Consider the following 12,529-nt stretch of genomic DNA (forward strand, 5'->3'; position numbering starts at 1 on the left):
CGGGAAGAAGATGGCGGAACGCGAGATGCGCTTGGCATCCCACCAGCGCGGTCATATCAGTGCGCCGTGGTCGTTTCGCTCGCCGTCAAATCACATAAAACCCGTGCGTGCCGTCGCGGCGGAGCTGCTCGACGAGGCCGTATTCCCAATCGAGATAGGCCTGCATCGCTTTCTCCGCGACGTCGGTACCTTCGTAGGGACGGCGGTAGCGGTGCGCCGGATCTGGCTTGGGCAGCACGTGCGGCGCGCCGAGCTCGAGCGCGCCGTCATAGCCGCCTTCGAGCACATAGACCTCCCAGCCCATCTGCGCCAGCCACGACGCCGTCATGTCGGCGCGGACGCTCCTGTCGTCGGTCAGCACGATGCGCGCGCCGCGCACGGGCGCGGCCATGTCGGTTTCCTGCACGAGCTGGCCCCCCGGATAGTGGCGGAAGCCCGGCAGATGGCCGGCCGCATATTCTTCCGCATCGCGCACGTCGAAGCGGTACAGCGTGCGATCCCTCTGCGCGACGAGCGCAGCCATCTCGCTGGCGCCGATGTGGCGCACGCCGGCGCGATAGGCGACATCGCGCGCATTGGCCGGACCGCCGTCGAACGATCCGATCGCGCCGCGCCGGTCGGCGCCGTGATCGAGCGTGTGCCGCGCCAGCGTCCAGCCGATTGTGCCGTTGCGCAGCGCCCGCACTTTGTTGGGCACGCCGGCATTGATCAGCGATTGGGTGCCGATGATGGAGCGGGTGCGGCCGGCGCAATTGACGATGATGGTGGTGTCAGGATCGGGCGCGGCCTGGCCTGCCCGCAGCACCAGCTCCGCGCCGGGCACGCTGACCGAGCCCGGAATGTTCATGGTCGCGTATTCGTCGAAGCGGCGAACGTCGAGGATGGCGATGTCGGCCTTGTCCGCGATCAGCTTGGCCACCTCATCCGCGCTGAGCGAGGGCGTATGCCTGCGCGACTCGACCAGCTCGCCGAACGCCTTCGAATAGGAGTTGACGTCCTCGAAGACCTCATAGCCCGCCGCACGCCAGGCCTTCAGCCCGCCCTCGAGCGCACTGACATTGGTGTAGCCGAGCGCGGCGAGACTTTCAGCACCGCTCGCGACCAGCCCCTCGCCGTCATCATAGAGAACGATCGCCACGCCCTTGCGCGGCAGCCGCGTCTCGGCCTCGATCGCGATCCGGTCGGCGGCCATGTTGGCGGCGAACAGCGGATGCCCGGTCGCAAAACCCGCCTCGTATCTGAGATCGAGCAGCGCGATTTCTTCGCGCAACAGCAGCGCGCGGCGGATATCGGCGGGGGTGACGGTCTTCATGGCATCAATCCTGGCAAGGACAAGCCAGGGGCTTTTGACCGATTAGAGGCGCGTTGGCTAGCCTTGTCGGCTCACTCGCCGGGAACGAGCCGGGCCAGCGGCTTCTGCGCGGGTTGCCGCAGCCCGGCGCGACAGATAGAGCAGGATTCCGGTGACCGCGAACAGCGGCATCAGGATCGCGGCGATCATGAAGGCGAGCTTGCCCGGCCATCCCAGGATCTCGCCACGATGGATGTCGTAGATCGCCGCGAGGATCTTTTCGCCAAAAGTCTTGTCGGCGTAGCGCTCGGCGGAGACCAGCTGGCCGGTGACAGCATCGATGCGGAATTCATCGCGCGTGGTCTCCAGCAGCGACGCCTTGCCCCACGAGCGGATTCGGATCGCCGTGCCCGATCCCGCCGGCAGCGTCAGCAAGGTCCGGGAGAACCGGTCGCCCTCCTCGCGCTGGAACGTCATCCAGGCCTGATCGAATCCGATCGGCTGCGCGGTCTCGGCTGGGCGCGCAGCACGTGGCGGCTTTGCGGTCATCTTTGTGGCGGCAACCTGCGGGCGCGCCAGCAGCCAGGTCACGCCGTCCTTGTACCATTCGAAGGAGAAATACAGCCCGGTGAGCGCCATCGTCAGATAGATCGGCAAAACCCAGGTGCCGATCACCGTGTGCAGAGAGCGATGCAGCGCGCGGCCTCCGGGTGCGATATTCGGCTTCAGCCACATCTTCATGCTGCCCGCGCGACGCGGCCAGCGCAGCACGAGGCCGGAGACGAGCATGACGATCAGGCCGAGCGCGATGCTGCCGGTGATCGGACGTCCCCAGCCCTTGCCGTCGCCGGGAACCAGCAGCCAGCGATGCAGCCGGCGCACGGTCGCGAAGAACGCCTCGCCGCGCGGTGAGCCCAGCACCCGCGCATCGGTGGGATCGACATAGAGCGAGGTCGGCCGGTCGCCCCGGTCGTCGCGCGCAAAGCGGACATGGACCGCCGCCGACGGATCGCTCGACAGCGTGACGGCCGAGACCTTGCCGAGGTCCTGCGCCGCCTTCAGCCGCGCTACCAGCGCGTCCGGCGTCAAGGCCGGCGCCTGACGCGGCGCGACCTGCATGATGCCGGCGTTGAGATGATCGACGATCTCGTCCTCGAAACTCATGATCGCGCCGGTCAGCGCGATCAGGGACACCAGCAGCGCCAGGACCAAGCCCGCGACGGAGTGGACCTGAAACAGGACCGCCTTGACCGTGTGTCCCAGCCGCGCCGCCATGGCTAGAACTTCACCGTCGCCGACAGCGAGACCCGCCTGGCATCGCCGATGGCGACGTTGAGATTGTTGACCGCTGAGGGATAGTAAACGGTGTCGAACAGGTTCTTGACGTTGAACTGATAGATGACAGGCGTGTTCTGATACTTCGTCTCATAGGTCGCGAAGATATCGGCGACGACATAGGACGGCAGAAAGAAGGAGTTGATGGAATCTCCTGGACGGTCGCCGACATAGCGCGCGCCGCCGCCGAGGCGGAGCTGGCCGGGCAATGCGGTGCCGAAGTCGTAGACCAGATAGAGCGATGCGGTGTTCAAGGCGACGTTTTGCAGCTTCTTGCCATACAGCGTCGGATCTTCCGACGCCGTCACGCGGGCATCCGTATAGCCATAGCTGCCGATCAGAGCCCAGCTGTCGGTGAGCCTCCCGGTGACGTCCAGCTCGACGCCGCGCGAACGTGCACGCCCGACGGTGTGGAGCTCCACGATACCCGCGCTGTTCGTCTTCGTCGTCTGCACGTTCTTCTTGTCGAGATCATAGAGCGCCAGCGTGCCGGAGATGCGCTTGTTCAGATCGAACTTGACGCCGGCCTCGTATGACACGCCCTCTTCCGGAGGGACGTTGGAATCGATCACCACGCCGATCGGCGCAATGGTCGAGTTCGGCTTCAGCGATTGAGTGTAGCTCGCATAGAGCGAGATCTGGTCGGTCAGCTTGAAGATGGCGCCGCCGAGGGGCAGCACCTTGTCCTGGGACACGTTGGTATTGGTGTTGAACGGCTTTCCGCGACCCGCGATCTGATCGTAGTCCATGTAACGCACGCCGCCGACCAGCGCGAAGCGTTCGGTCAGATGCAGGGTGTCCTGGGCAAACAGCGACCATTGGCCGAGCTTGTCGGTCTGCGCGCTGTCGGAGTTCGATGCCGTGGTGCCCGGTCCGATCAGCCCGTAGACGGGATTGTAGACATTGAAGGCGGGCGTCGTCTGCCGGATCAGGGTGTCGCGATAGATCGTGCGATATTGCCCGTCACCGCCGAACACCACCTCGTTGCGCATGTCGCCGAGCCAGAAGCTGCCGGAAACATAGGACGTTCCGTAGCTGACGTTGCTGAGCGAACTTCCCGTGCCATCGTTGCTGCGCGTCTCCCTGCCGGTCGTGAAGTCAATATTGGTGATGCGGAGCTGGTTGGCGCTGAAGGTCTCCGTGTTGTAGCTGTAGCCGGCGTAGAGCTTCCAATCCTGGTTGAAGCGGTGCTCGACAGATGCCTGCATCAGGTCGGAGGTGCCCCAGGTGTTGTTGAAGGGTTCATCCAGCCGTCGCGTTGCAGGCACGGCCAGCGGCGCCTTGGTCACTGGATTGAACGCCGTGCCGCGATCGAATGGGTAGATGAACTCGCGGTGCTCGTAGTTGAGCTGCACCGTGGTGTCCTGGCCGTACCAGGCCAGCGACGGCGCCACCAGCATCTCGCGGTGCCGGCCGAAATTGCGCCAATAATCTTCGCTGACGCCGTAGCCGATGAAACGATAGGCGAGGCCCTGGTCACCGATCGGACCGGTGACGTCGAGCAGGCCGTCGGCGCCGGTCTTCGAAGCGCTGAAGGCCGAGCCGAGCAGTGTGACCGAACCGTGCTGGTAGAGCTCGGGCCGCTTGCTGATGGTGTTGACGATGCCGCCAGGATCCATGATGCCGTAGAGCAGCGACGCCGGCCCTTTCAGCACCTCGACGCTCTCGACCGCAGGATTGAAGCTGCGGCCTTGCACCAGCGGCATGCCGTTGCGCATGATCGAGCCGTCGCGGTTGTCGCCGAAGCCGCGGCGGATCACGGCGTCCTGGCTGCCCGCGAGCGTATTGGTCTGGGTAATGCCGGAGACGTTGATGAGCGCGTCGTCGATGTTGCGCGGCAGCTGGTCCTTCAGCACCTGCTCGGGCACGACGTTGACCGCCTGCGATGTGTCGAGCGGCGAGGCGCCGCTGCGCAAAGTCGTGGCGCTCGGCATCGCGCGGTATCCGAGCTTGGCGGCCTGCTGTGCGGCTGCGTCCGCGGCGGCGCGCTCCGAGAGCGTCGGCGTAGCAGGTGCCGGATTGCGATTCGACTGGCGGCGCGCCGCAGTCTGCGTGCGGCGGGAAGACTGATCCGAAGCGCGCGCCGGTTTCGGCCGCGGCGCCGGCGCGTCCACCGTGACGGGCGGCAGCGCCGATTGGGCCTGCGCAGCCGTCGTATTGAGGGGAGATGCGAGCAGCACCGCTGCACCGATGAGAAGACCTGCGCGGCTCTCGCCGGCGCGAAGACGATGGCTGCCGAGATGCAGGCCATCCACGGAGGCACGCACTTTCATTCCACTTCAATTCAGGAACATTGAAGTGTGCGCGTGTAACAGTCGTCTCGATTGAAGAGAACCGCAGACGGATTTGAATCGCTCTAGTGTTGAATCGTTCTAAGCGTAAATCCACGCCGAACGGCAATCACCGATCGATGCCGCAGCAAAGGCGGCACGCTGCGCGAATTTGCGAAGCAGCGTGCGGCGGAATTTTTTGCGCCTTTACGCGGTGGCAGGCGCCGTCAACTCGTCGATCTTGCGCTTCAACGCAGTGCCGTCGGACGACGCGCGCAGAGGCGGGCGCACGCGCAGCCAGGCGGCATCGCCGGTCTGCGCCGCGAGGATCGCCTTCAACGTCGCCGTGAAGGAGGCCGTCTTCAGCACGACGTCGATCGCAGCCTGCATCCGCGCTTCGACATCCTTGCCCTCGACCATTCCCTTGACCAGCTCGGGCACGACATTGGCCATGCCGCAAATGGTGCCGGCCCCGCCCGCGGCAATCGCGCGGGCGATATCGGCTTCGTTGCCGACGGTGATGGCGAGCTCGGGAGCTGCAGCACGGAACGCCTGGAACTGCTTGAAGTCGCCGCTGGAGTCTTTCAGACCCGCGACCACCTTGCCGTAACGCTTGCGCAAGCTCGCAGCGACAGTCGTGGGGATCGCAACGCCCGACGTCTGCGGGATGTGATAGAGATAGGCGCGCAACCGATCGTCGGCGACACCGTCGATGATCGCAGCAAAGGCATCCTCGATGCCTTCAGGCGTGACGCTGCGGTCGAAATAGGGCGGCAGCACCAGCACGTGACGCAGGCCGAGGCCGAGCACGGCGCGCGTCAGGGCGATGCTGTCGGTGATGGCAGGGAAGCCGCCGCCGATGCCGATGCGCTCCGGCGCAATGCCGGCCTTGAGCACGGCCTCGATGGTCGCGGTGCGCTCGCTGACATTGAAGGAGGTGCCCTCGCCCGTGGTGCCGAACAGCACGACGCCGTCGACTCCCTTGCCGAACAGCTGCCTGGCATGGGCCGCGAGCTTTGCCGAATCCACGCTGCCGTCGGACGCCAGCGGCGTCGCCGATGCCACCCAGAACCCGCGAATTGCCTCGGTCATCACACTGCCCTTTGTTTCGATCCCGACCTAAGCCTCTGATCTCTAACGATCTTACGGAGCTGCGCCGAGCCTTGTTTTTGCTTTACTTTTCATCTTGTACCTTACATACAAGAGACACGCAAACTCTTTCCGGCGTCACGGCGTGCATGGGCGCAGCCAAATATTGAGGAGGTCTCGCATGAACATGGTGACCCCCATCGGGCGACCCGACCAATTGCTCGGCGCCCTGCGCGACAAGCTTGGCGCGGCCGCCGTGTTGATCGGCACCGACGTGCCGGCACGCAATTGCAACGACTGGAGCGCGAGCTTGCCGCAGGCGCCGCTGGCGGTGATCCGCCCCGTGGACGCGCAAGGCGTGGCTGATGCGATTGCGACATGTCGGCAGGCGCATCTGCCGTTCGTGCCGCAGGGCGGACTGACCGGACTGTGCCGCGGCGCCTCGCCCGAGGCCGGCTGGGTCGCGATCTCGCTGGAGCGCATGACCGGCATCGAGGAGATCGATCCGGCGTCGATGACGATGACGGTGAAGGCCGGAACGCCGCTGGAGACGATCCAGAAGGCCGCGGACGAGGCCGGCTTCTTCTTCCCGCTCGACCTCGGCTCGCGCGGCTCCTGCGCGATCGGCGGCAATCTCTCGACCAATGCCGGCGGCAACCGCGTGATCCGCTACGGCATGACGCGCGAGCTGGTGCTCGGTCTCGAAGTAGTGCTGCCCGACGGCACCGTCATCACCAGCCTCAACAAGCTGATGAAGAACAATGCGGGCTATGACCTCAAGCATCTCTTCATCGGCTCCGAAGGCACGCTCGGCATCATCACCCGCGTGGTGCTGAAACTGTTTCCGAAGCCGCGCTCGACCATGGCCGCGCTGTGCGCGCTGAAGGATTATGCCGCGGTGGTCGCGCTGCTCGGCGCGGCGCGCAGTGGGCTCGGCCCACTGCTGTCGGCCTTCGAGGTGATGTGGCCGGATTATTGGGACGTGATCACGACACGCGCCGGCGTGAAGCCGCCGGTCGCAGCTAACCAAGGCCTCTACGTGCTGGTGGAAGCGCAAGGCACCGACGAGAGCGTCGACGCGCCGCGCTTCCAGGCCTGGCTCGAAGAGCTGATGGAGCGCGGGCTGCTGGCGGATGCCGCCGTGGCGCAATCGCTGGCGCAGACGCAGGCCTTCTGGCGCGTGCGCGACATCTGCGCCGAGTTCGGCCAGGTGCTGGGCCCGCACATCTCCTACGATATCGGTCTTGCCGTGGCGCGGATGGACGAGTTCGCGACGCGCTGCAAGGCGGCGTTGGCCTCCGGCATCAAGGGCTGCGAAAGCGTCTATTACGGCCATATCGGCGACGGCAATCTGCATCTCGTCTCCTGGGTCACCGGCCTTGCCGTCGAGCAGCAGCCGAAGGAAGAGATGGATACGATCATCTACGGCCTAGTGCGCGAGCTCGGCGGCAGCGTCTCGGCCGAGCACGGCATCGGCACCATCAAGAAGAAATGGCTGGGACATGCCCGGAGCGAGGCCGAGATCGCGCTGATGCGAACGCTGAAAGCGGCGCTCGATCCGGACCAGCTGCTCAATCCCGGCAAGGTGGTCTGAGACAGGCAGATGCGCTCGCTCAAGCTCGATACGCCGAAATCGCTGTCGCAGCGGGTGATGCAGCGGCTGCGGCAGGCGATCATCGACGGCGAGTTCGCGCTGGGGGCCGCGATCTCAGAGGAGATGGTGGCGAATTCCTTCGGCGTCAGCCGCACGCCGGTGCGCGAGGCCATGGGACAATTGCAGGCGCAAGGCCTCGTGGTGATCCGCCCGCAGGTCGGCAGTTTCGTCTTTACGCCGAGTGCGAAAGACATCAATGCGCTCTGCACCTTCCGCATCGCGCTCGAACCCAGGGCCGCCGAGCTCGCCTGTCGCCACGACCGCGACGGTGCGATCGCCGCAATGAGCGAGGCGATCGCGGCGATGGAGCCGGCGGTCGCGGCCAAGGACAACATCGCCTATGGCCGCGCCGATGCCGCCTTTCACGAGGCGCTGTTCACCCATTGCGGCAACCGCTACCTCGCCGAATCCTATCAGCTGGTCTCGGGGCGCGTCGCCGCGCTCCGCACCAATCTGACCTCGCCGATCGACGTGCGCACCCGCACCTCGTTCGACGAGCATCACAAGCTGCTCGATCTGTTCGCACGCGGCGAGCTGGCCGCCTTCGAGGAATTGATGACCACGCACATCACCAATTCGGGGCTGGTCTATGCCAAGGCTTTGAAGGTCGAGACATCTGAGGTGGATTGAGCGAGGCTATTTCGCGTCCTTCGATCCCGGCCGGTCCAGGAAATCCAGCGCGGTGTTGATCTGATCGAGCTGGTGCTCGATCTTGTCGCGATCCTCGACCGACGGCGCCTTTTCGAGCTGCTCCACGAGCTTCTGCTTCCGCAACAGCAGGTTCTCTATGACTGTACTCACAGCTCCCCCAGCGCCAGCGGCGAACATTGCGAGCGCGCGCGAGCCGGGGCCCGCCGCAACACCTCCATCAGAATGTTCACGAGACCGGATGGTTCCTGCGGATGAACCAGCACGCATGCGGATGGAACTAGCGGCGCAGGCTGGCCCAGACTCCGCCCAGGATCAGCAGGCCGCCGAAGAGGTGGATCAGCTTCGGCGGTTCGCCGAGGATGGCAAAAGACAGCAGCGCGCTCGCGATCGGCCCGAGATAGAGCACGAGCGAGGTTCGCACCGAGCCGAACTTGCCGCCGAGCCAGGCAAAGCCGGCATAGGCGAGCAGGCCCGGAACGATCCCGGCGAAGACATAGGCCGAGAGCGCCTTGGTGCTGAAGACCTGAGCGGGCATCGCCCACATCTCCATGGCCGCGAGCGGTAGCGAGAATAGTGCGCCGGCGCCCGAGAACAGGCTGATGCGTGCCAGCAGCGAGGCCTTTGGCGCGGCGCGCGATTGCAACAGCGTGTAGCCGGACCAGCCGAGCATCGCGATCACGACGAGGCCGTCACCTGCCGCGGTCTGAAGCTCGATCAGCGTCTGCGGATGGCCGCCGGAGATGATCAGCAGCGCGCCCGCGAGCGCGAGCGCCGTGCCGAGCCATTGCAGCGGACCGACATGCTCGATGCCGCGCAGGGCCGAAATCAGCAGCACCGTGATCGGCGACAGCGCCATGATCAGCGCGATGTGGATCGCCGTCGTCGATACGCCGGCGGCATAGACCGGGCCGCCGCACAGGAACATGCCCATGAATCCGGCAGCGAGGATGGGCCAGATGTTCCCGGCCAGCGGCACGCGGCCATCGCGGATCTCCTTGAGCGCGATCGGCGCGAGCCCGATGGCGACGATGCTCCAGCGGAAGAAGGCGAGCGCGAAGGGTGGGACCGAGCCGGCAAGTCCGCGCGCCAGAATCTGATTGGAGGCCTGCGCGGTCGCCACCAGGATGAAGCCGATCAGCGCGATCGCGCCGAGCCAGGCGTGCGTGGACGGTGATGCACCGGTGCTCGCGTCACGACCGCCGTCAGAGGTTTCCTTGCCGGCTTCCTTGCCGGCTTCCTTGCCCGTTCCCTTGCCCATGGATCAATCGGATATCCGATGTCCGCCGCGGTGAGAACCCCGACGACGGCTCGTCCATATGCATATGCGGCACGCGCACCATTCCGGGAGAGGCGGAGATGCTCGCGAGCAGCACCGGCACGACGGGGGTACGGGTGACCGAGACCGAGAACACCGCGAGCAGCGCGCACAGCATGCAGAGCCTCATCCGCACCGTCCGGCGATCGGTGATCGGCAGGAACAGGAAAAACAACATCGCCAGGATCAGCAGCGCATCGACCAGAAACATTGGGGCTCTCCTTGAGGACTGGAGAGAGCATGACGCGACGGCACCGGCCGGTATGTGGACGGCGTCACACACCTGCCGCCGCGGGTCGGGGAGGAGACGGCAGGCGCTCGCGAAACCGTTAACGCACCGCATGGGGCTGGCTCGGGAACCGCCATCTTTCACGCGTCCGTCGGTTGTATTCGCAGGCCCGGAGTCCTATGCCTACGCCCCATGGACACCCAGATCATCACCGCCGCAAAGCCCCTGATGGCGCACGCCCAAAAGCGCAAGCCGGCGCCGTTCCTCCCCATGAGCCGCGCCGAAATGGACGCGCTCGGCTGGGACGCCTGCGACATCGTGCTGGTGACCGGGGATGCCTATGTCGACCATCCCAGTTTCGGCATGGCGATCATCGGCCGATTGCTGGAGGCGCAGGGCTTTCGGGTCGGCATCATCTCGCAGCCCGACTGGCACTCGGCCGAACCGTTCAAGGCCTTGGGCAAGCCAAAGGTCTTCTTCGGCGTCACCGGCGGCAACATGGATTCCATGGTCAACCGCTACACGGCGGACCGCCGCATCCGTAGCGACGATGCCTATACGGCGGGCGGCGAAGGCGGCAAGCGGCCGGACCGCTGCACCGTCGTCTACGCCCAACGCTGCCGCGAGGCGTTCAAGGACGTACCGATCGTGCTCGGCGGCATCGAGGCCTCGCTGCGCCGGATCGCACATTACGACTATTGGTCCGACAAGGTGCGCCGCTCGGTGCTGGCCGACGCCAAGGCTGACCTGCTGCTCTACGGCAATGCCGAGCGCGCCGTCGTCGAAGTCGCGCAGCGGCTCGCCGCGGGTGAAGCGCCGCGGGCGCTCGACGACATCAGGGGCGTCGCGCTGTTCCGGAAAGTCCCGGAGGATTACACCGAGCTGCTCGCCGACGATCTCGATTCCGCCGACGAGGGCGCGACGCGCCAAAAGGGCGCGACCGTGATCCGGCTGCCGGCGCTGGAGCAGGTCGAGCAGGACAAGGAAGCCTATGCGCGGGCCTCACGCGTGCTGCATCGGGAGAGCAACCCCGGCAATGCGCGGCCGCTGGTGCAGCGCCATGGCGACCGTGACCTCTGGCTCAACCCGCCGCCGATCCCGCTGAGCAGCGAGGAGATGGACGCGGTCTACGATCTGCCCTACGCCCGCGCGCCGCATCCGTCCTATGGCGATGCGAAGATCCCGGCCTGGGACATGATCAAGTTCTCGGTGACGATCATGCGCGGCTGTTTCGGCGGCTGCACCTTCTGCTCGATCACCGAGCACGAAGGCCGGATCATCCAGAACCGATCCGAAGGTTCTATTTTGCGCGAGATCGAAAAAATCCGCGACAAGACGCCCGGCTTCACCGGCGTGATCTCCGACATCGGCGGCCCCACCGCCAACATGTACCGGATGGCCTGCAAGGATCCGAAGGTAGAAGCCGCGTGCCGGCGGCCGTCCTGCGTCTTCCCCGAGATCTGCCCGAACCTCAACACCTCGCATGACGATCTCATCAGGCTCTATCGCAAGGTGCGCGAGACCAAAGGCATCAAGAAGGTGATGGTCGCCTCCGGCGTGCGCTACGACCTCGCGGTCGAGAGCCCGGAATACATCAAGGAGCTCGTCACCCATCACGTCGGCGGCTATTTGAAGATCGCGCCTGAGCATACCGAGCGCGGCCCGCTCGACAAGATGATGAAGCCGGGCATCGGCGCCTACAACAAGTTCAAGCGGATGTTCGACGAAGCCGCTGAACGCGCCGGCAAGAAATATTACCTGATCCCCTATTTCATCGCGGCGCATCCGGGCACGACCGACGAGGACATGATGAACCTCGCGCTGTGGCTGAAGAAGAACCGCTATCGCGCCGATCAGGTGCAGACCTTCCTGCCCTCGCCGATGGCGACAGCGACCGCGATGTATCACACCGGCGTCAATCCCTTGCGCGGCGTGCGGCACGGCGGCAGCGACAAGGTCGAGGCGATCAAGGGCCTGCGCCAGCGCCGGCTGCACAAGGCATTCCTGCGCTACCACGATCCTGATAATTGGCCGGTGCTGCGCGAGGCCTTGATCGAGATGGGTCGCCGCGACCTGATCGGCTCGCAGCCGCATCAGCTCGTCCCCGCGCATCAGCCGCCCGGTACCGGCAAGGCCGCCGGCACGCGGCGGCCGGTGCGGTCGGGCGACAAGGCGCAGCGGTTCACGACCAAGGGTCTGCGGGTCATGAAGTAGCGGTTGGCGCGGCTCCTAAAGAGCCAGCACCACCTCGCCCGACACCGCATCGGTCACGCCGCGGCCGTTGCCCTGGTCCTCGAGCACCGACCTGAAACTGTCGAGCGTCTTGATCATCGCCGGACGCGCCGCGATCATCGCGTCCTGACTTGACCAGGTGCCGATCAGGCAGAAGGTCTGCTCGCCGGTCTTGATGATGACGCCATGCTCGAGGCCCGGCCATTTCGCCTTGCCGTTCCGGTGCGCGTCGAGGAAGGCGGCTTCCTCGCCCTGCTTCACCCTGAACTTCACCACATTGTAAACCTGCATGACGCGCCTCCAAAAAAAATGGATGGATGAAAACGGGCGCCGCGCGAGGTGACGGACGAAAAGTCCACGCGGTGCCTGGCCGATTGTTGTCCCGGCGCGCGACGGCGTCACCGTGACAAATCGGCATGGCGGTGTCGGTCTTCATGCCTGCCGAAACAAAAAGCCGAAAACA

At 65.4% G+C, this 12,529-nt stretch carries 10 protein-coding genes and 1 pseudogene; 3 read left to right on the forward strand and 8 right to left on the reverse strand.

Features of this window, described 5'->3' with window-relative positions; genetic code table 11:
- Nucleotides 1-85 precede the first annotated feature (85 nt).
- From XH83_RS32835 to XH83_RS32850, 4 genes and pseudogenes are all read right to left on the reverse strand, one after another.
- On the reverse strand, nt 86-1,312 hold the full coding sequence (locus XH83_RS32835) for a rhodanese-like domain-containing protein (RefSeq protein ID WP_194404718.1): 1,227 nt from the start codon (nt 1,310-1,312) through the stop codon (nt 86-88).
- A 71-nt stretch (nt 1,313-1,383) separates the two neighbouring features.
- Nucleotides 1,384-2,566: pseudogene (locus XH83_RS32840) on the reverse strand (PepSY-associated TM helix domain-containing protein).
- 2 nt (nt 2,567-2,568) lie between these two features.
- A complete protein-coding gene (locus XH83_RS32845) occupies nt 2,569-4,899 on the reverse strand; it encodes a TonB-dependent siderophore receptor (protein WP_194404719.1) in 2,331 nt (776 codons plus the stop codon).
- A gap of 204 nt (nt 4,900-5,103) precedes the next feature.
- Entirely contained in the window at nt 5,104-5,988 is an 885-nt protein-coding gene (locus tag XH83_RS32850; protein WP_194404720.1) for a dihydrodipicolinate synthase family protein, read from the reverse strand.
- Nucleotides 5,989-6,166: 178 nt separating this feature from the next.
- Between XH83_RS32850 and XH83_RS32855 the strand changes: the two genes are divergently transcribed.
- Entirely contained in the window at nt 6,167-7,579 is a 1,413-nt protein-coding gene (locus tag XH83_RS32855; protein ID WP_194404721.1) for an FAD-binding oxidoreductase, read from the forward strand.
- A gap of 9 nt (nt 7,580-7,588) precedes the next feature.
- Nucleotides 7,589-8,269 (forward strand): GntR family transcriptional regulator, encoded by a 681-nt coding sequence (locus XH83_RS32860; RefSeq protein ID WP_194404722.1) that lies wholly within the window; start codon nt 7,589-7,591, stop codon nt 8,267-8,269.
- 6 nt (nt 8,270-8,275) lie between these two features.
- On the opposite strand, the gene XH83_RS32865 is transcribed toward XH83_RS32860, so the two are convergent.
- From XH83_RS32865 to XH83_RS32875, 3 genes are all read right to left on the reverse strand, one after another.
- On the reverse strand, nt 8,276-8,440 hold the full coding sequence (locus XH83_RS32865; RefSeq protein ID WP_194404723.1) for a hypothetical protein: 165 nt from the start codon (nt 8,438-8,440) through the stop codon (nt 8,276-8,278).
- Between the two features lie 127 nt (nt 8,441-8,567).
- A complete protein-coding gene (locus XH83_RS32870) occupies nt 8,568-9,548 on the reverse strand; it encodes a DMT family transporter (protein WP_194404724.1) in 981 nt (326 codons plus the stop codon).
- Nucleotides 9,493-9,816, reverse strand: coding sequence for a hypothetical protein (locus tag XH83_RS32875; RefSeq protein WP_194404725.1), 324 nt, complete (start codon nt 9,814-9,816; stop codon nt 9,493-9,495). The genes XH83_RS32870 and XH83_RS32875 overlap by 56 nt, the downstream gene beginning before the upstream one ends.
- A gap of 210 nt (nt 9,817-10,026) precedes the next feature.
- Here XH83_RS32875 and XH83_RS32880 point away from each other — a divergent pair, with 210 nt between their 5' ends.
- Complete coding sequence (locus tag XH83_RS32880; RefSeq protein ID WP_194404726.1) at nt 10,027-12,048, forward strand: YgiQ family radical SAM protein; 2,022 nt, start codon at nt 10,027-10,029, stop codon at nt 12,046-12,048.
- Nucleotides 12,049-12,063: 15 nt separating this feature from the next.
- Here XH83_RS32880 and XH83_RS32885 read toward each other — a convergent pair whose 3' ends face one another.
- The gene (locus tag XH83_RS32885; protein ID WP_194404727.1) at nt 12,064-12,357 is read right to left on the reverse strand and encodes a DUF718 domain-containing protein; all 294 of its coding nucleotides are present in this window, start codon (nt 12,355-12,357) and stop codon (nt 12,064-12,066) included.
- Nucleotides 12,358-12,529: the final 172 nt, after the last annotated feature.

Origin of the sequence: Bradyrhizobium sp. CCBAU 53351, assembly GCF_015291745.1 — a bacterium.
In the GTDB taxonomy this organism is placed as follows: domain Bacteria; phylum Pseudomonadota; class Alphaproteobacteria; order Rhizobiales; family Xanthobacteraceae; genus Bradyrhizobium.

Coding starts and splice junctions, on each gene's coding strand:
- XH83_RS32835 (WP_194404718.1), bottom strand. CDS start 1,312: ATGAAGACCGTCACCCCCGCCGATATCCGCCGCGCGCTGCTGTTGCGC.
- XH83_RS32845 (WP_194404719.1), bottom strand. CDS start 4,899: ATGAAAGTGCGTGCCTCCGTGGATGGCCTGCATCTCGGCAGCCATCGT.
- XH83_RS32850 (WP_194404720.1), bottom strand. CDS start 5,988: ATGACCGAGGCAATTCGCGGGTTCTGGGTGGCATCGGCGACGCCGCTG.
- XH83_RS32855 (WP_194404721.1), top strand. CDS start 6,167: ATGAACATGGTGACCCCCATCGGGCGACCCGACCAATTGCTCGGCGCC.
- XH83_RS32860 (WP_194404722.1), top strand. CDS start 7,589: ATGCGCTCGCTCAAGCTCGATACGCCGAAATCGCTGTCGCAGCGGGTG.
- XH83_RS32870 (WP_194404724.1), bottom strand. CDS start 9,548: ATGGGCAAGGGAACGGGCAAGGAAGCCGGCAAGGAAGCCGGCAAGGAA.
- XH83_RS32875 (WP_194404725.1), bottom strand. CDS start 9,816: ATGTTTCTGGTCGATGCGCTGCTGATCCTGGCGATGTTGTTTTTCCTG.
- XH83_RS32880 (WP_194404726.1), top strand. CDS start 10,027: ATGGACACCCAGATCATCACCGCCGCAAAGCCCCTGATGGCGCACGCC.
- XH83_RS32885 (WP_194404727.1), bottom strand. CDS start 12,357: ATGCAGGTTTACAATGTGGTGAAGTTCAGGGTGAAGCAGGGCGAGGAA.